The 18,068-nt window shown below is 73.0% G+C and carries 20 protein-coding genes; 5 read left to right on the forward strand and 15 right to left on the reverse strand.

Annotation, left to right across the window (positions count from 1 at the left end):
- Positions 1-13 precede the first annotated feature (13 nt).
- From IE331_RS14495 to IE331_RS14555, 13 genes are all read right to left on the reverse strand, one after another.
- Positions 14-1,189, reverse strand: a complete 1,176-nt coding sequence (locus IE331_RS14495) for a 1-acyl-sn-glycerol-3-phosphate acyltransferase (protein ID WP_192144173.1) — start codon at positions 1,187-1,189, stop codon at positions 14-16.
- Complete coding sequence (locus IE331_RS14500; protein WP_192144174.1) at positions 1,182-2,261, reverse strand: NAD-dependent epimerase/dehydratase family protein; 1,080 nt, start codon at positions 2,259-2,261, stop codon at positions 1,182-1,184. The genes IE331_RS14495 and IE331_RS14500 overlap by 8 nt, the downstream gene beginning before the upstream one ends.
- 45 nt (positions 2,262-2,306) lie before the next feature.
- Positions 2,307-2,408, reverse strand: coding sequence for a 30S ribosomal protein bS22 (locus IE331_RS14505; protein WP_008356322.1), 102 nt, complete (start codon positions 2,406-2,408; stop codon positions 2,307-2,309).
- A gap of 254 nt (positions 2,409-2,662) precedes the next feature.
- Entirely contained in the window at positions 2,663-2,863 is a 201-nt protein-coding gene (locus tag IE331_RS14510; protein WP_192144175.1) for a helix-turn-helix domain-containing protein, read from the reverse strand.
- A 214-nt stretch (positions 2,864-3,077) separates the two neighbouring features.
- Complete coding sequence (locus tag IE331_RS14515; protein WP_192144176.1) at positions 3,078-4,277, reverse strand: acetoin utilization protein AcuC; 1,200 nt, start codon at positions 4,275-4,277, stop codon at positions 3,078-3,080.
- Between the two features lie 81 nt (positions 4,278-4,358).
- Positions 4,359-5,267 carry a haloalkane dehalogenase gene (locus tag IE331_RS14520; protein ID WP_192144177.1) on the reverse strand — a complete coding sequence of 303 codons (909 nt, stop codon included), beginning with the start codon at positions 5,265-5,267 and terminating at the stop codon, positions 4,359-4,361.
- 50 nt (positions 5,268-5,317) lie between these two features.
- Positions 5,318-6,133 (reverse strand): pyrroline-5-carboxylate reductase, encoded by an 816-nt coding sequence (gene proC / locus IE331_RS14525; RefSeq protein ID WP_192144178.1) that lies wholly within the window; start codon positions 6,131-6,133, stop codon positions 5,318-5,320.
- Between the two features lie 34 nt (positions 6,134-6,167).
- On the reverse strand, positions 6,168-7,103 hold the full coding sequence (locus tag IE331_RS14530; protein ID WP_201931810.1) for a proline dehydrogenase family protein: 936 nt from the start codon (positions 7,101-7,103) through the stop codon (positions 6,168-6,170).
- A 77-nt stretch (positions 7,104-7,180) separates the two neighbouring features.
- Positions 7,181-7,918, reverse strand: a complete 738-nt coding sequence (locus IE331_RS14535; protein WP_192144179.1) for an ABC transporter permease — start codon at positions 7,916-7,918, stop codon at positions 7,181-7,183.
- Complete coding sequence (locus tag IE331_RS14540) at positions 7,915-8,664, reverse strand: ABC transporter ATP-binding protein (RefSeq protein WP_201931811.1); 750 nt, start codon at positions 8,662-8,664, stop codon at positions 7,915-7,917. The genes IE331_RS14535 and IE331_RS14540 overlap by 4 nt, the downstream gene beginning before the upstream one ends.
- A gap of 133 nt (positions 8,665-8,797) precedes the next feature.
- Positions 8,798-9,433: a TetR/AcrR family transcriptional regulator gene (locus IE331_RS14545; protein ID WP_192144181.1), complete on the reverse strand. Its 636-nt coding sequence runs from the start codon at positions 9,431-9,433 to the stop codon at positions 8,798-8,800.
- Entirely contained in the window at positions 9,430-10,224 is a 795-nt protein-coding gene (locus IE331_RS14550; RefSeq protein WP_192144182.1) for a sugar phosphate isomerase/epimerase family protein, read from the reverse strand. Before IE331_RS14550 ends, IE331_RS14545 begins: the two co-directional genes overlap by 4 nt.
- A complete protein-coding gene (locus IE331_RS14555) occupies positions 10,221-11,210 on the reverse strand; it encodes a Ppx/GppA phosphatase family protein (protein WP_192144183.1) in 990 nt (329 codons plus the stop codon). Before IE331_RS14555 ends, IE331_RS14550 begins: the two co-directional genes overlap by 4 nt.
- A 72-nt stretch (positions 11,211-11,282) precedes the next feature.
- Here IE331_RS14555 and IE331_RS14560 point away from each other — a divergent pair, with 72 nt between their 5' ends.
- The 3 genes from IE331_RS14560 (at position 11,283) to IE331_RS14570 (ending at position 13,464) form a co-directional block, all read left to right on the forward strand.
- Entirely contained in the window at positions 11,283-12,026 is a 744-nt protein-coding gene (locus IE331_RS14560) for a hypothetical protein (protein WP_192144184.1), read from the forward strand.
- A 98-nt stretch (positions 12,027-12,124) separates the two neighbouring features.
- Positions 12,125-12,763: a VOC family protein gene (locus IE331_RS14565; protein ID WP_192144185.1), complete on the forward strand. Its 639-nt coding sequence runs from the start codon at positions 12,125-12,127 to the stop codon at positions 12,761-12,763.
- A 2-nt stretch (positions 12,764-12,765) separates the two neighbouring features.
- Complete coding sequence (locus tag IE331_RS14570; RefSeq protein ID WP_192144186.1) at positions 12,766-13,464, forward strand: class I SAM-dependent methyltransferase; 699 nt, start codon at positions 12,766-12,768, stop codon at positions 13,462-13,464.
- A gap of 12 nt (positions 13,465-13,476) precedes the next feature.
- Here the strand turns inward: IE331_RS14570 and IE331_RS14575 are convergent, their stop codons facing one another.
- Complete coding sequence (locus tag IE331_RS14575; RefSeq protein ID WP_192144187.1) at positions 13,477-14,514, reverse strand: LacI family DNA-binding transcriptional regulator; 1,038 nt, start codon at positions 14,512-14,514, stop codon at positions 13,477-13,479.
- A gap of 96 nt (positions 14,515-14,610) precedes the next feature.
- Between IE331_RS14575 and radA the strand changes: the two genes are divergently transcribed.
- Together radA and disA are read left to right on the forward strand one after the other, a co-directional pair.
- Positions 14,611-16,032, forward strand: a complete 1,422-nt coding sequence (gene radA, locus IE331_RS14580) for a DNA repair protein RadA (RefSeq protein WP_192144188.1) — start codon at positions 14,611-14,613, stop codon at positions 16,030-16,032.
- 105 nt (positions 16,033-16,137) lie between these two features.
- Complete coding sequence (disA, locus tag IE331_RS14585; protein ID WP_201931812.1) at positions 16,138-17,223, forward strand: DNA integrity scanning diadenylate cyclase DisA; 1,086 nt, start codon at positions 16,138-16,140, stop codon at positions 17,221-17,223.
- Between the two features lie 16 nt (positions 17,224-17,239).
- On the opposite strand, the gene IE331_RS14590 is transcribed toward disA, so the two are convergent.
- Entirely contained in the window at positions 17,240-18,013 is a 774-nt protein-coding gene (locus IE331_RS14590; protein WP_192144189.1) for a hypothetical protein, read from the reverse strand.
- Between the last annotated feature and the right edge of the window lie 55 nt (positions 18,014-18,068).

Consider the following 18,068-nt stretch of genomic DNA (forward strand, 5'->3'; position numbering starts at 1 on the left):
GCGCAGCAGCGGCTCAGCCGAAGACCGAGTTGCGCCGCATCAGCAGCTGGTAGAGCGTCTGCTGGATCGTCTCCCGCACCTGGTCGGTCACGTTGAACACCAGCATCGGGTCCTCGGCCGCGTGCTCGTCGTACTCGTCGGTGCGGATCGGCTCGCCGAACTCGAGCAGCCACTTGGACGGCAGCGGCACCATGCCCAGCGGACCGAGCAGCGGGAAGAACGGCGTGATCGGGATGTAGGGCACCCCGAGGAGCCGGGCGAGCGAGGGGATGTTCCCCACCAGCGGGTAGATCTCCTCGGCGCCCACGACCGACAGGGGCACGATCGGCACGCCGGTGCGCAGGGCCGCGCCGACGAACCCTCCGCGACCGAAGCGCTGCAGCTTGTACCGGTCGGCGTACGGCTTGCCGATGCCCTTGAAGCCCTCGGGCCAGACGCCCACGAGCTCGCCGCCGGAGAGCATCCGCTCCGCGTCGTCCCCGCAGGCGAGCGTGGCGCCGGCCTTCCGGGCCAGGCCGCTCACGACCGGGAGCTTGAAGACCAGGTCCGCGCCGAGCGGCCTCAGCGACCGGCCCGTGTGGTCGTGGATGGCGACCATGGTCATCAAGCCGTCGAGCGGCACGGTGCCGGAGTGGTTCGAGACCACGAGCGCGCCACCCTCGGTGGGGATGTTCTCGAGGCCGCGCACCTCCACCCGGAACCACTTCTCGGCGATCGGCCGCAACGCGGCGACGAAGAACCGCTCGGTCAGCTCGGCGTCGAAGCCGTACTCGTCGACGACGTACTCGCCGGTGAGCCGGCGGCGCAGGAACGCGAGGAACTGGGCCAGTCTCGGCTCCCAGGCGTCACCGAAGACCTCGACGGCGGCGCGCTGGAAGGCGCTCAGCCAGTCGCCGACGGGGATCCCGGCTCCGGGCCCGCGCTCGACGGCACTGGTCGTGCTGGTGCCCCCCGTCGGCCCAGCCGGAGTGGGCGTGGGGCCGTCGGGCCCGGCGGCGGGCCCAGTGACCGGACCGGCGACGGGCCCGGCATCGGGCCGGGTCGACTCGTCGGGATCGCTCGGCGCGGCCGGCTTGGCGCGCCGGGCCTGGGGGACCAGGTCGCGCGCGGCCGAGGACGGGCGCTTCCTGCCCGAGCCGCGCCCGGGTCGCCCGCGGGTGCCGATCGGGATCACGTCGGCGTCACCCATGGGTCTCACCTACCGGGGTGCGGGACGGTGTGCCAGAGGGGGTCCGGGACAGGGACCGCGACAGGCCGGCCAGGACCGTGTCCGGGGACGTCGCGCGGCCGGGGGCCAGCAGCCCGGGCGGCACCGAGGTGCCGAGATCCGCGAGCGCCTCGGCCGTGGAGTGGGTCGGGGTGAAGCCCAGCTCGCTGCGCATCCGGGTGGTGTCCACCCCCCGACCGTAGGTCAGGAACGCCAGCAGCTCGGGCGAGAGGTCGGCCAGTCCGGCCCGGCGGAGCGGGCCGCCCAGGCTGCCGAGCACCGGCCCCGGCATCGGCACCGAGGCCCGGCCGAGCCGGCGCAGCGCCTGCGAGAGCACGATCACGCCGTCGCCGGCGACGTTGTAGGTGCCGGGGACCCGGGCGTGGACGGCGTGCCGCAGCACACCGTGCAGGTCGCGCTCGTGCAGGAGCTGCATCCGGGGGTCGAAGCCGAGCACCCGCGGGATGACCGGCATCCGGAAGTACTCCGTGATCGGGCTGTGCACGGCGGGGCCGACGACGTTCGCGGCCCGGATGACGGTGACGTCGACGTCGGGCCGGCGCCGGGCGAACCCGCGCACGTAGGCCTCCACCTCGAAGGCGTCCTTGGCGTAGCCGGACCTGGGGAGCCGCTTGGGGTCCATGGTCTCGGTGAACATCGCCGGGTCGCGGCTGCTGGCGCCGTAGACCGTGGTCGTCGACTTCACCACCAGCTGCCGGAGGCCGGGTGCCTTCTGGCAGGCGGCGAGCAGCTGCATGGTGCCGATGACGTTGAGCTCCTTCATCGACGTGCGACCACCCGCGTTGTTCGGGGTCGCGATCACGCTCATGTGGACGACGGTGTCGACGTCCTCCTTGGCGATGACCTTGGCGATGACCGGGCTGGTGATGTCGGCCCGGATGAACGAGACCGCCCCCATGTCGCCGTGGGGAGGCACCACGTCGACGCCGATCACCCGACTGACGTCGGGGTCGCCGGCGAGCGCGCGCGCGAAACGCCTCCCGAGGTCTCGCGAGACCCCGGTGACGAGGACGACTCTGCCCGTTCCGATCACGGGACCCTCCAGGTCACGGAAGCCGGCTCCCCCTGCTCCGTGTGACTACTTCCCGAGCTTGCGACGCTGGACGCGCGTCTTCTTCAGCAGCTTGCGGTGCTTCTTCTTGGCCATGCGCTTGCGGCGCTTCTTGATGACAGATCCCACGGTTCACCCTTCCAGAGCGTGTGGTCCCGCGGAAGCTCGGAGTCCGCAGGACCGGCACAGCCTATCCGGACAGGGGTGGGCAGCCGAAACCCGCGGTCGAACGACCAGCATGCGACCCTCGGCCGACCGGATGCTGACCGATGCCGACCGGCTTCCGGGCGGCGTACGAGCGCGGCGCGAGCGCGGCGCGGAGGCACGGACGGGCCGGGCGGGCCGGAACGGGCCGGAACGGGACCGGGTGGGGAGCGGGCCGGTCAGCCGGCGTCGAAGAAGCTGCGCTGGAGGTAGTCGTTGACGTCTTTCTCGGTCACCCGGAAGGAGCGCCCCACCCGCACTGCCGGCAGCTCGCCGTTGTGCACCAGGCGGTAGACCGTCATCTTCGAGACCCGCATCGTCGATGCGACCTCGGCGATGGTCAGGAACTTCACCTCGGAGATGTCGCCGGAGCTTGCCATGCCACACCACAACTTTCTGGCGGCACGCCCTGACTCCCCGTCAATGACCCACGTGCCTCGCTCTGCCGAGGATAGAGCCTTGTGTGACTCGTGGGGAAGAGTGGACAGAAAAATGTCTGTGTTGCTCCGGCGTGTCGCTTGATTGTGTACTTTCTAGGGTTTGAACCGTGTCTACCACGCTCACGTGGCCGGGTCAGCCCCAGTTCTCGCGGGCTCACGGCCAGGGGTCGAGCCCGTGCAGCGGGAACACCTCGGTCCGGGTGGCGTGGATCGCCCGGTCCAGTGCGATGTCGGGGTTCATCCCCTCGGCCCAGTCCCGGTACGCCGGCCGGCGTCCGTCGGTCATCCGGTGCGGCGGGACCCGCCCCAGCCGGCGGACGTGCTCCCGCCACGACGCGGGGGTCTCCAGGCCCGGCTCGAGGGGCCGGCCGCCGACGATCGCCAGCAGGTGCGTCCAGGCGCGGGGCACGACCTGGACCAGCGAGTAGCCGCCCCCGCCGGTGACCACCCACCGGCCCTCGCACAGCTCGTGCGCCAGGTCGTGCAGGGCCAGGTAGGCGGCACGCTGGCCGTCCACGGTCAGCATCAGGTGGGCCAGCGGGTCGTCCTGGTGGGAGTCGCACCCGTGCTGGGTGACCAGCACCTGCGGCCGCCACTCGCGCAGCAGGGGCGGCACGACGGCGTGGAAGGCCCGCAGCCAGCCGGCGTCGGCGGTCCCGGGCGGCAGCGCGAGGTTCACCGCGGTGCCCGCGGCCTGCCTCCCGCCGAGGTCCCGGGGGAAGCCGGTGCCCGGGAACAGCACCTGTCCGGTCTCATGCAGGGAGACCGTGAGCACCCGGGGGTCGTCCCAGAAGATCCGCTCGACACCGTCGCCGTGGTGCACGTCGACGTCGACGTACGCCACCCGCTCCACCCCCTGGTCGAGCAGCCACCGGATGCCGACCGCGATGTCGTTGTAGATGCAGAACCCGCTCACCCGCGACGGCATCGCGTGGTGCAGACCACCGGTGATGTTGGCACTGTGGACGCTGGCACCGGTCCAGACCTGTCGGCACGCCTCGAGCGTCGCCCCGGTCACGTGCGCCGCGGCCCGGTCCATCCGCGCGAAGACCGGGTTGTCCTCGGAGCCGAGGCCGAAGCGCGGGTCGGCGCCCCTCGGGTCGGCCCCCATGCGGGTCACCGCCTCGATGAGGGCGGGGTCGTGGACGCTGGCGATCTGGTCCTCGGTGGCCAGCGGCGCGGGCACCGTCCGCAACCCGCCGTCCGCGTCACTCGCAGCGGTGACGCCCAGGTCCTCGGCGAGCCGCATCGTGAGGTCGACCCGGACCGGCGACATCGGGTGCTCGGGGCCGAAGTCGTAGTCGGTCAGCGAGGCGTCGTGGATCACCGTCGACGGCCCGCACCCTGCTGACATGTCCAGAACGCTAGTACGACCCGGATAGTCCACGAAGTTCGAGTCGCTCGATCGGGCGGATCGCGACTCGAACTTCGTGGACTATCGAGCAAGGACGAAGGCGGCGATGACCCGGCCGAGCTCCTCGCCGGCGTCCTCCTGGAGGAAGTGGCCGGCGCGCTCGAGGGTGGGGTGCTCGAGGTCGCGGGTGCCGGGGACCAGCTTGCGGAGCACCGGTGCCATGGCCCCGGTGATCGGGTCGCTGTCGCTGAAGGCGGTGAGGAAGGGCTTCTCCCACGCGGTGAGCACCTCCCAGGCGGCCCGGTTCGCCTCGGTGGCCGGGTCGTCGGTGCCGGTCGGCACCAGCGTCGGCATCACCCGGGGCCCGGCCTTGGCGGCCTCGTCCGGGAACGGCGCGTCGTACGCCGACCTGGCGGCGTCGTCGAGCCCGCGGACGCAGCCCGCCTCCACCAGCCGGGCGACGTCCAGCGACTCGGCGGTGACCACGGCCTCGCGGAAGGACCACCAGATCGGGGGCATGTCGAAGTCGCCGGTGGGCAGCCCGGTGTTCGCGGCCACGACGCGAGAGAACCGGTCCGGGTTCTCCGCGACCAGGCGGAGCCCGATCAGCCCGCCCCAGTCCTGGCCGACGAGGGTGACCTCGTCGAGGCCGAGGTGGTCGAGCACCAGCTCCCGGGTCCACTCGACGTGCCGGGCGAAGCTGTGGTCCTCGGTCGCCAGCGGCTTGTCGGAGCGGCCGAAGCCGACCAGGTCGACGGCGATCGCCCGCACCCCGGCCTCGGCCAGCACGGGCAGCACCTTCCGGTAGAGGTAGGACCAGGTCGGCTCACCGTGCAGCAGCAGCGCCACCGGCCCGTCCGCGGGACCGGCCTCCACCCAGGCCATCCGCAGGGTCCCGCCGTCCGGGTCGGCCACGTCGGCGTAGCGCGGCTCCCAAGGGAAGTCCTCGAGGTCGGTGAACCGGTCGTCGGGCGTGCGATAGGTCTGCATCGGCCCAGTATGGCCGGGCCGCGGTACGGGGCCCGGCGGCGCCGCCTGCTTCAGGAGCCCTCCGCGAACTCCCGCGACCGGTCCCGCGCCGCCTCCATGGCGGCCAGGAACGCCGCCCGGACCTTGTGCACCTCGAGCTCCCGCAACGCGGCCGCGGTGGTGCCGCCCGGCGAGGTGACCTGCTCGCGCAGCACGGTGGGGTGGGTGCCGGTCTCGCGCAGCATCACGCCGGAGCCGACCACGGTCTGCACGACCAGGTCGGTGGCCGTGGCCCGGGGCAGGCCGAGGTGCACGCCGGCCTCGATCATCGACTCGACGACGAAGAAGATGTAGGCCGGACCGGAGCCGCTGATCGCGGTGACCGCGTCCTGCTGACGCTCGGGGATCCGCAGCACCTTCCCGACCGAGGCCATCAGCGCCTCGGCCTCGGCCAGGTGCCACTCGTCGCAGTGCGAGCCCGGGGAGATCGCCGCCATGCCCTCGTCGACGAGGGCCGGGGTGTTCGGCATGACCCGGACCACCGCCACCCCCTCCGGCACGCGGGACTCGATGTAGGCGGTCGTCACCCCGGCCGCCAGCGACACGAGGAGCTGGCCGGGGCGCAGGTGCGGGGCGACCTCGTCGAGCAGGTCGCCCATGTCCTGGGGCTTGACCACCACCGCCAGGGTGTCGGACTTCTGGGCGGCCTCGACGTTCGAGACGACCGCGACGCCGTACCGGTCCTCGAGCTCGCGGGCACGCTCGCCGCGCTTCTCGCCGACGAGCAGGTTGTCGACCCGGCGGCCGGCCCGCACCAGGCCCGAGAGCAGCGTCTCGCCCATGACACCGGCGCCGAGGATCGCGGTCTGCGAGGTGCGTTCGGTCATCGAGCCCTATCTCCTTGATCGGCTGCCGCGGGGGCTACTTCTTCGACACCAGGGACTTCACGAAGAATGACAGGTTCTGCGGACGCTCGGCCAGACGTCTCATGAGGTAGCCGTACCACTCCTGACCGTAGGGGATGTAGACCCGGACGCTCTCGCCGGCGGCCGCGAGCCGGCGCTGCTCGTCGGGCCGGATGCCGTAGAGCATCTGGAACTCGTAGGTCCCCTTCTCGCGCTGCTTGTCGGCGGCGATCGAGGAGGCGATGGCGACCATCCGCGGGTCATGGGTGGCGATCATCGGGTAGCCGCTGCCGCCGAGCAGGACCTTGAGGCAGCGGACGTAGGACTTGTCGACGTCGAGCCGGTCCTGGTAGGCGACCGACTCCGGCTGGTCGTAGGCGCCCTTGCAGAGCCGGACCCGGGAGCCCTCGTGGGCGAGGCGCCGGCAGTCGTCCTCGGTCCGGTAGAGGTACGCCTGCAGCACCGCGCCGGTCTCGGGGAAGTCCTTGCGCAGCTCGGCCAGGATCGCCAGCGTCGAGTCGGTGGTGGTGTGGTCCTCCATGTCGAGGGTGACCGTGGTCCCGGCGTTGCGAGCCGCACGGCACACGGTCCGGGCGTTCTCCAGGGCGATCTTGTGCCCGCCGTCGGGCAGCGCCTGCCCCACCGCGCTCAGCTTCAGCGACACCTCGGCTCCCCTGGCCAGGCCGCGGGCGGCCAGCTGCTCGAGCAGCCCGACGTACTCGGCCACGGTCGCGTCGGCCTGCGCCACGTCCAGCGTGTCCTCGCCCAGGAAGTCGAGGGTGACCGTGAGGCCCTCCTCGACCAGCTCGGCGGTGGCCTCCACGGCGGCCTCGGTCGACTCGCCGGGCACGTAGCCGGCGACGATGCCGGAGGACACCGGCATGGTGCTGACCAGCTTCTTCACCCGATCGCTGCGGGCGAGGAGCAGCAGCGGTTGGCGCAGCAACGACATGGTTCTCCCTGAGGTGCGTTTCCGTTCACCCGTGGTCGGTGCCGACGGGCTCCGACCACAGGTTACGCACCCCTCCCCTAGGCGGTACGCCGACGCAGGGTCGCCGCGCCGAGGACCAGCGAGCCGACCGCGAACGCGCACACCACGAGCAGGTCGTTCCACACCTCGCCGGTGTCCGAGGTCGCGGTCAGCAGCCGCATCGCGTCGACCGCGTAGGACAGCGGCAGCACGTCGCTGATCGCCCCCAGCACGTCGGGCAGGCCGGACCGCGGGACGAACAGGCCGCACAGCAGGATCTGCGGGATCACCAGCGCCGGCATGAACTGCACGGCCTGGAACTCGGTCTGCGCGAACGCGCTCACCAGCAGCCCGAGCGCCGTCCCGAGCACGGCGTCAGCGACGGCGACCACCGTCAGGAGCACCACCGGCCCCTGGATCTCCAGGCCGAGCAGCAGCACGCTCGCCGAGACCGCCAGCACCGACTGCACGGCCGCGACCAGCCCGAAGGCGAGGGCGTAGCCGAGGAGGAAGTCGCCCTTGCCCAGCGGCATCGACAGCAGCCGCTCGAGGGTGCCGCTCCCCCGCTCGCGGAGCGTGGTCACGCTGGTCACGAGGAACATGATGATGAACGGGAACATCGCCAGCAGGGCCGGTCCGACCCGGTCGAAGGTGTCCCCCGGCAGCGCCTCGAACATCCACCAGAGCAGGCTCATCAGCAGCACCGGCAGCACCAGGAGCATCGCCATCGTGCGGTGGTCGCGGCGCAGCTGGGTGAGCACCCGGCCGGCGACGGCGAGGGTGACCCGGGGGCTCATGCCGCGCTCCCGGCGTGCGCCTCGACCAGGTGGAGGAAGGCCTGCTCGATGTCGTCGGACCCGGCCTGCTGCTTGATCCCGGCCGGGGTGCCGTCGGCGATGATCCGACCCTCCCGCATCAGCAGCAGCCGGTCGCAGCGCTCCGCCTCGTCCATGACGTGGCTGGAGACCACCACGGTGCTGCCGGCGTCGGCCAGCCGGTGGAAGAGCTGCCAGAGGTCCCGGCGCAGCACCGGGTCGAGGCCGACGGTCGGCTCGTCGAGCACCAGCACCTCCGGTTGCCGCAGCAGCGCCACGGCCAGGCTGACCCGGGAGCGCTGCCCGCCACTGAGCCGGGAGACGATCCGGTCGGCCGCCTCGCCGAGGTCGACCGCCGCGATGCTGCGCTCGACGGCATCGGGATCGGCGTCGAGCACCCGCGCGAAGAAGCGCAGGTTCTCGCGCACGGTCAGGTCGTCGTACACGCTCGCGGCCTGGGTGACGTACCCCAGCCGGCGGCGCAGCGGGGCCGACCCGGCCGGCTGGCCGAGCACCTCGACCCGGCCGGCCGCCACCTTCTGCACCCCGACCAGGGCCCGCATCAGCGTGGTCTTGCCGGACCCGGAGGGCCCCAGCAGACCGGTCACCTGTCCGACCGGGATCGAGAACGAGAGGCACGGCAGCACCGGCTTCCCCCCGCGCACCACCCGGAGGTCCTCGACGACCACGGCGTCCGCCGTGGTCCGACTCTCAACGTTATTCATCATGTGTTGAATTATGCTCCTCGCGGGCATGCCGACGCAACCCCCGAGTTCGGGAGGGGGAGTGAGGCAGCGCGCGCAGCGCGCGCAGCGCTCGGGGTCGGGGTCGGGGCAGGGTCAGCGCAGGGTCACGGCAGAGTCACGGCAGGGGGGCGTCCAGGTAGTGCTGGATGATCGGCGCGTACGTCGCCACGAGCTGCTCGGCCGGCATCGAGGCCAGCGGCTCGACCACCAGCAGGTACCGCATCGCCACCATCCCGAACAGCTGGCTGGCGACCAGGGCCATCCGGCGGTCGGGTTGGTCGAGGCCCAGGCCGGAGCCGACCGGGCCGAGGACCATGCGCATCAGCCCGTCCCGGAGCAGCCGCTGCCCGTGCGGGTCCCCGACCCCGCGGAACAGCGTCAGCAGCGGCAGCCGGCTCTCCTCGTCGTCCCAGACCGAGAGCAGCACCCGCACCAGGCGCTCGCCGGCGCCGTCGACGCCGCCCTCGATGACCGGGGCCACGGCCGTCCGGGGGTCCACCCGCACCTCCATGGCGGCCACGAACAGGTCCGCCTTGGTGCCGAAGTAGTGGTGCACCAGTGCGGCGTCGACACCGGCGTCGCCGGCCACCGCCCGGACCGTGGTCCCCGCGAACCCGCGCTCGGCGAACAGCCCGCGGGCGGCCGCCAGGATCGTCGCCCGGGTGTCGGGCGAGCCCGGCCGCCGGCCCGGCCCGGACCGCCGCCCGGCCGGAGCGCCGCGCCCCTCGTGACCGGCCCGCGTCTCGGTCACCCCGGCGCCCCCACGGCCAGGTGCTGCCGGGTGAAGGCGAGCGACTCGGCGAGGTCGTCGAGCCGCTGCTCCGACGTGCCGGCCCGGCGGGTGTTGATCTCCACCACGACGTGCCCGGAGAAGTCCACGGACGCCAGGTGCCGGAGCAGCTCGGCCGCCGGCTGGGTGCCGCGACCCGGCACCAGGTGCTCGTCCTTGGCAGACCCGCTCCCGTCGGTCAGGTGCAGGTGCCGCAGCCGCGGCCCGAGCCGTCGGGCCATGGCGACCGGGTCGGACTGCGCGACCGCGGAGTGCGACAGGTCGATCGTGGCGTTGGCGTACTCCTCCTCGGAGGGGTCCCAGCCCGGCAGGTAGACCTCCATGCCGCGGCGCGCCGTGGCCCGCCACGGGTACATGTTCTCGACCGCGAACGCGATGCCGGTTGAGCTCTCCAGCCCCTCGATGCCCTGCACGAACTCGCGCGCGTAGTCGCGCTGCCAGCGGAACGGCGGGTGCACGACGACGACGTCCGCGCCGACCTCCTGCGCCATCTCGGCCGAGCGCTCCAGCTTGCCCCAGGGGTCGGTGCCCCACACCCGCTGGGTGATGAGCAGGCACGGGGCGTGCACCGCGCAGATGGGTACGCCGTGGTGCTCGGCGAGCTGCTTCAGGGCCGAGGTCTGCTGGCTGAGCGAGTCGATGCCCACCATGACCTCGATCGCGTCGTACCCCAGCCGGGCGGCGTAGGTGAAGGCGTGCGCCGTCGACTCGGGGTAGACCGAGGCGGTGGAGAGTCCGATCAGGGGGCTCATGCGTCCGGCTCGGCCCCGTCCGTTCCGTCCCCGGTGAGGTCGCGGATGTGCGGCTTGATGAAGCCGAGCCGGTCGAAGCGCTCGAGGATGACGCCCTCACGCAGCGCCCAGGGGCAGATCTCGAGGGCCGACAGGTCGAAGATGTCCATGACCGCCTCGGCCACCAGGGCACCGGGCACGATCTGGTGGCTGCGGCTGGACGAGACGCCCGGCAGGTCGGCCAGCTCCTCGCGCGACATGGCGCTCAGCTGGGGGAGCCGCTCCCGCAGTCCCTCGGCCGGCAGGGTGCGCGGCACCAGCGGACCGTCACCGGACGGGGGTGCGCCGCAGATCCGGGCCAGGGAGCGGAACGTCTTCGAGGTCGCCGCCGCCCGGTCCGGGGCGCCCGGACGCAGCAGGTGGCCGGCGTCGCGGGCGATGTCGGCGCGGATCTGACGGCGGATGCCGCGCAGCTCCTCGTCGCCGGGCGGACCCCCTCGGAAGTGCTCCCGGGCCAGCCGCGCGGCGCCCAGCGGCAACGACCAGGCGACGTCCGGCGCCTCGTCCTTGCCGGCCGCGATCTCGAGCGACCCGCCGCCGATGTCGAAGACCGCCAGCCGGCCGGCCGACCAGCCGAACCAGCGGCGCACCGCCAGGAACGTGAGCCGGGCCTCGTCCTCACCGGAGAGCACCTCCAGCGCGACCCCGGTGCGGTCGCGCACGTGCTCGAGCACGGCGTCGGAGTTCACCGCGTCGCGGACCGCCGAGGTGGCGAAGGCGAGCATCTCCTCACACCCCTTGTCCTCGGCCACCACGAGGGCCTCGGCGGTGAACTCGGCGAGCGCGTCGATGCCGGCCCGCGTCACCGCGCCGTCGTCGTCGAGGTGCTCGGCGAGCCGGAGGGGCGCCTTGTGCGAGAACGCGGGCAGGGGCGCGGCGCCACCGTGCGCATCCACGACGAGCAGGTGTCCGGTGTTGGATCCGATGTCGAGAACACCCAGCCTCATCGCGGCCTCGTGTCCCCGCCGTGCAGCCAGGGCCTCATGGGTCCCCACGGTATCCCCACGTAGGGTGGGCGAGTGCCTGAAGTGGACCTCGACTTCCCCCGCGCCTGGATCGAGTTCACCGATCCGGCCGACGCCGACCAGGTGTTCCGCTGCGACCTCACGTGGCTCACCTCCCGCTACACCTGCATCTTCGGGCAGGGCTGTCCGGGCATCTACGCGGACGCCCCGGGGGTGGGCTGCTGCACGCTGGGGGCGCACTTCAGCGACAAGGCCGACGAGCGCCGGGTGGCCGGCTTCGTGGCGCAGCTCGACGACGACACCTGGGAGCACCGGGCGCAGGGCCGCGGCAGGCGCTGGGTGACCACCGACGAGGAGGGCGCCCGCAAGACCAGCACGGTCGACGGCGCCTGCATCTTCCACAACGGCCCGGACTTCCCCGGCGGCGCCGGCTGCGCCCTGCACGGGCTCGCGCTCCGCCAGGGCCGGCACCCGCTCGAGACCAAGCCCGACGTCTGCTGGCAGCTGCCGATCCGCCGCAGCTACCGCGACGTGGAGCGCCCCGACGGCACCGAGTACACCGAGGTCTCGATCGCGGAGTACGACCGCCGCGGGTGGGGGGCCGGGGGCCACGACCTCGACTGGTACTGCACCGCGAACACCGAGGCGCACGTCGCCCTGGAGCCGCTGTTCGTCACCAACGCCGCCGAGCTCACCGAGCTGATGGGCGAGGCCGGGTACGCCGCCCTGGCCGAGCACTGCGAGGCCCACCTGCGGTCCCGTTCGGCGCTGGCGCGGCATCCGGCCGACCCCGCCTGAGCGCGCCCGCGGGCCCCGACCCCGGCCAAACCCTCTCGACGTCAAGAGACCCGACCCCGATGTCCGCCGGTCATCCGCCGGAGTTCACAATGCTTGACATGCGCTTGGATCATCTCTCCTTCGCGGCCGGACCCGACGGGCTGGCCGGTACCGCTCAGAGGCTCGGGGACCTGCTCGGCACCGGATTCCTCGACGGCGGCATCCACCCCCGATTCGGCACCAGGAACATGATCCTGCCGCTGACCCAGGGCACCTATCTCGAGGTGGTGGAGGTGCTCGACCACCCGGCCTCGGACAAGGCGCCCTTCGGCCAGGCCGTCCGCGCCAGGTCCGCCCTCGGTGGCGGCTGGCTCGGCTGGGTCGTGGCCGTCGACGACATCGTGCCCCTGGAGGCGCGGCTGGGTCGCGAGGCCGTGGACGGCAACCGGCACCGGCCCGACGGCAAGGAGCTGTGCTGGAAGCAGCTCGGCGTCAACGGGCTGATCTCCGACCCGCAGCTGCCGTTCTTCGTGCAGTGGCTGTGCGCCGACGAGGACCACCCCAGCGCCGGCGGCTCGCCGGACTACGCCCTGGCCTGCCTCGAGATCGCGGGCGACCCGCACCGCGTGAGCGAGTGGCTGGGGCAGACCGTCGAGGAGCCGCTCGAGGACGTCAAGGTCGAGTGGGTGGCCCCGAACGGCACCCCCGGCATCATCGCCGCGCACATCCAGACGCCGAACGGCCTCGTGCGGATCTGAGCATGGCCTCGGTGTCCGCGGGGGCGGTGCCGAGCCCCAACATCTGGCACCACACCGCGACGTACGAGCTCGAGAACCACGCCGCCGACCCCGAGCGCAACATCGAGGCCGCGATGCGGCGGATCGCCGACTGGACCGGGCGCAGCCTGCTAGACCTCGGCTGCGGCACCGGCTTCCACCTCCCCCGCTGGGCCGAGGATGCCGCATCGGTGCTCGGCGTCGAGCCGCACGGCGACCTGGTGGCCCTGGCCCGGCGGCGTACCCGCCGGCTCGCGAACGTGCAGGTGCGCCAGGGAGCGGCGCAGCAGATCCCGGCGGCGGACGCGTCGGTCGACGTCCTCCAGGTCCGCTGGGCCTACTTCTTCGGTCCCGGCTGCGAGCCCGGACTGGCCGAGGTCGAGCGGGTGGTGCGCCGCGGCGGCACCGCGTTCGTGATCGACAACGACGCGACCAGGTCGACGTTCGGCGGCTGGTTCCGCAGGGGGTACCCGAGCGTCGACCCCGACGCGGTCGAGCGGTTCTGGGCCGGGCAGGGGTTCACCCGGACGCCGGTGGACATCCGGTGGGCCTTCGGGTCCCGCTCCGACTTCGAGGCGGTGGTCCGGATCGAGTTCGGCCCGGACGTGGCCGAGCAGGTGCTGGCCGAGCACGACGGGGCCGAGGTGGACTACGCGGTCAACCTGTGGAGCCGGACGTACTGAGGCTGCCGGGACCTACCGGGCCGCACTCGTGCCCCGCACCCGCAGCGTCGGCTCCAGCAGCCTCGGCGGCAGCAGCATCGGAGGCCGGGCGAGCAGCCCCTCCAGGGCCGCGACCACCTCGATCGCCACCTCCTCCAGAGGCAGCCGCACCGAGGTCAGCCCGCCCGGCACCAGCTGGGCGGCCTGGGAGTCGTCGAAGCCCACCACGGCCACGTCCCGGCCCGGGGTGATCCCCCGCTCGGCGAGCGCGTGCAGGGCACCCATCGCCAACGTGTCCGAGGCGCACAGGATCGCGTCCGGCCGGGCCTCGTCGAGCAGCATCGCCGCACCCTCGCGGCCCGACGACAACGTGTCGTCCACCCGCGCCGCCAGCCCCGTGGTCGGCAGCCCGGCCTCGCGCACGGCGGCGGTCCAGCCGGACCGGCGGTCCTCACCGATCCGGGAGTCCTTGCGCCAGCCCAGCCAGGCGATCCGCTGCCGGCCGACGGCCAGCAGGTGCCGGGCCGCGAGCGCACCGCCGGCCGCGCCGTCGACGTCGACCCAGGGGTGCTTGGCGGACGGGGACTCCCAGGGCCGCCCGAACGCCACGAACGGCACCCGCTGCCGCTCCAGCCAGGTGGTCTGGGGGGTCCCGAGGAAGGTGTCGGTGACCACGAAGGCGTCCACGGCGGTGGAGTTCACCAGCTCCTCGTAGCCCACGGACGGGTCGGCGTCGTCCCCGGCGAACAGCAGGACGTGGTAGCCGGACTGGCGGCACCGGTCGACCAGCGAGTGGACGAACCTGTCCATGAGGGCATCGGCTGTGCCCTCGTGCGCCGGGGGGTGCCGCAGGCCGATCAGCCGGGAGGAGCGGGTGCGCAGGTTGCGGGCGGCCCGGTTCGGCGTGTAGCCGAGCTCGGCGATCGCGTCCTGCACCCGCGCCAGCGTGTCGGGGCGCAGCAGGGCGGGGTTGTTGAGGGCGTTGGAGACCGTCTGCCGGGAGACCCCCGCCCGGTCGGCGACATCGGCGAGCGTCGGCGGCAGGACCGGACGCCGGTACGGCGCGGTCACGCGGCCCGCCTCGATCGAGGCCTTGATCGATCCAATGTCACAGGGCCGAGCATGCCATCCCGCGCCTGTCGGTGTCGTGACCTAGGTTGGGCGACCATGAGCAGACGACAGGGCCGGGCCACCTACCGCTGCGCCGAGTGCGGCTGGGAGACCCCCCGGTGGGTGGGTCGGTGCGGCGAGTGCCAGGCGTGGGGCTCGGTCGCCGAGACCAGCACCGTGACCCAGACGCGAGCCAGCGCCGGGCCGGTCACCGCCCCGGCGGTGCCGATCGGCGAGGTCGCCGCGGAGCACGCCGCGACCCGCGCCAGCGGGGTCGCCGAGCTGGACCGGGTGCTCGGCGGCGGGCTGGTGCCCGGGGCCGCGATCCTGCTGGCCGGCGAGCCGGGCGTCGGCAAGAGCACGCTGCTGCTCGAGGTCGCCGCGCAGACCGCCCGCGCCGGACGCCGCACCCTCTACGTCACCGGGGAGGAGTCCGCCTCCCAGGTGCGGATGCGCGCCGACCGCACCGGCGGGGTGCAGGACGAGCTCTACCTCGCCGCCGAGACCGACCTCGGCGCCGTGCTCAGCCACGTCGAGGAGGTCCGGCCGGAGCTGGTCGTGGTCGACTCGGTGCAGACGATCGGGTCCTCCGAGATCGACGGCGTCCCCGGCGGGGTCACCCAGGTCAAGGAGGTGGCCGCGGCCCTGGTCCGGACGGCCAAGACCCGCAACATCACGCTGGTGCTGATCGGCCACGTCACCAAGGACGGCTCGATCGCCGGGCCGCGGGTGCTCGAGCACGTCGTCGATGTCGTGCTCGGCTTCGAGGGCGACCGCAACTCCCGGTTCCGGATGCTGCGGGCGATGAAGAACCGGTTCGGCCCCATCGACGAGGTCGGCTGCTTCGACCTCTCCACCGACGGCATCAGCGCGGTCGCCGACCCGACCGGCCTCTTCGTGGAGCACCACCAGCAGCAGGTCCCCGGCACCTGCGTCGCCGTGAGCATGGAGGGCCGTCGGCCGCTGCTGGCCGAGGTGCAGGCCCTCGTGGCGCTGACCCCCTCGGAGAAGCCGCGGCGCACCACCTCGGGGCTGGACTCGGCCCGGGTCGCGATGGTGATCGCGGTGCTCCAGCAGCACGGCAGCCTGCGCCTGCACTCCCAGGACGTCTTCTGCTCGACGGTCGGCGGCGCCCGGCTCACCGAGCCGGCCACCGATCTCGCGATCGCGATCAGCCTGGCGTCGTCGACGTACGGTCGGGCGGCCCCGCAGGGCATCGTCGCCATGGGTGAGATCGGGCTGGCCGGCGAGCTGCGCCGGGTCCGCGACCTCCCGCAACGGCTCGCCGAGGCGGCCCGGCTGGGCTTCTCCTACGCCGTGGTGCCGACCGACCGGGCGCACGGCGGCCCGCGGCACCGGGGCGAGGAGCGGATGGTGGACGGCCTCAAGGTCATCGACGTGCCGACCGTCGCCTCGGCCCTGCACCTGCTGGGGTTCCACGGGGCGATCACGGCGGCGCCGGACCTCGAGGTGCGCTGAGGGGGACGGATCCGGCACCGGTCGCCTAGACTGACGGGCACCGGCGGACGAGGGCCGCACCGGTGGCGCCGCTGGGCGTCGCAGAGGACATGACGAGGGAGCAGCGTGGTCGGCATCGAACGCTCGGACGACCTGCTGCGCCTGCGGGCGACGCTGGCGTCGATCGCACCGGGCACCGCCCTGCGCGACGGCCTCGAGCGGATCCTGCGCGGGCGCACCGGCGCCCTGATCGTCCTGGGCCACGACCACAAGGTCGAGTCGATCGCGACCGGTGGCTTCACCCTCGACGTCCCGTTCACCGCCACCGGACTCCGTGAGCTGGCGAAGATGGACGGCGCGATCATCCTCGACTCCGAGATCAGCCGGATCCACCTCGCCGCGGTGCACCTGATGCCGGACCACACGATCCCCAGCGCCGAGACCGGCACCCGGCACCGCACCGCGGACCGGGTCGCCCGGCAGACCGGGTTCCCGGTCATCTCGGTGTCCCAGTCCATGCAGATCATCGCGGCGTACGTCGGCGGCACCCGGCACGTGCTCGAGGACACCGGCCAGATCCTGTCCCGGGCCAACCAGGCACTGGCCACGCTCGAGCGCTACAAGCTGCGCCTCGACGAGGTGGCGAGCACGCTGTCCGCCCTCGAGATCGAGGACCTGGTCACGGTCCGCGACGTGGCCGTGGTCGCGCAGCGGCTGGAGATGGTCACCCGGATCGCCCGTGAGATCGAGGACCACGTGCTCGAGCTCGGCACCGACGGCCGGCTGCTCTCGCTGCAGCTCGAGGAGCTGGTAACCGGGGTCGACGCCGAGCGCGAGCTGGTGGTCCGCGACTACCTGCCGGCCGGTCGCAGGCCGAAGAGCGCGGAGGCACTGCTCGGTCGGCTCGACGCGCTCTCCCCAGCCGACCTGGTCGACCCGGCATCGGTCGCCCGCGCCCTGGGCCTCAGCGCCAGTGAGCACCTCGACGGAGCGGTGGCTCCGCGCGGCTACAGGCTGCTCGCCAAGGTCCCGCGGATGCCACCCACGGTGGTGGACCGGCTCGTCGAGCACTTCGGCACCCTCCAGAAGCTGCTCTCGGCCGGCATCGACGACCTGCAGGCCGTCGACGGCGTGGGCGAGCTCCGGGCCCGCAGCGTCCGGGAGGGGCTCTCCCGGCTGGCGGAGTCGAGCATCCTCGAGCGCTACGTCTGAGCCAGGTCCGACCGACTCAGCCGTCGGGCTCCTGGGCACCGTCCCGCTGACCGTCCGGGGTCTCCTCGGTCGGCCGGGTCTCGCCGTCGGCACGCTTCGTCTTCTTGTCCTGCGGCTCCGGCTCGGCGGTGCGGGTCACGGTGGTCTGCGGCTGCCGGCGGAGCCGGAACTGGGTGTCGGTCGGCTCCCCGCCGAGCGAGGCGGCCACGACGTGGTAGTAGCCCGGCACCGCCCAGTCGGTGAACCGACTGCAGTCCTCGTCCGAGCGCTTGCCGTTCCAGGTGAAGGCGTATCGGGCTGGCTGCTTCTTGCGCACCACCAGGTCCTTGGCCGGGAGGACACCCGGGCACTGCTGGCTGCTCCAGATCTCGTCCCGGCCGGAGGTGATCTTCACGACCAGCGAGCTCCGCGAGGCGGTCCACGTGCACGCCGGCTCGGAGCCGCTCACGTCGAACCGGATCCTGATCTCGTCGTCCGCCACGGCCTGCTCGAGGGCGGGGGTGACCACCACGTCCGACGACGCGCAGGGGCCGGAGGGCTGTGCCGGCTTCCGCTTCTTCTTCTTCTTCTTGCTCTTCTTCGTGGCCGTGTCATCGGCCGACGGCTCGCTCGTGGGCTGACCCCCGACCTGCGCCGCGGTGGCGCCGCTCCCCGACTCCGCGTCGCTGCCGTTGCCGAGCACCCGGCCCAGGCCGAAGACCAGCCCGAAGGCGACGACGAGCACCAGCACCCGGCGCGTCCAGTAGACGCGGGGCGGCAGGGGACCCCGGGGCCGGGTCACAGCGCTCATGGGGGAACCGTAGCCAGTGCCGACCGCCCAGGGCCGCAGCGACACCGTGCCGGCC

Source organism: Nocardioides donggukensis (assembly GCF_014842875.1).
In the GTDB taxonomy this organism is placed as follows: Bacteria; Actinomycetota; Actinomycetes; order Propionibacteriales; family Nocardioidaceae; genus Nocardioides; species Nocardioides donggukensis.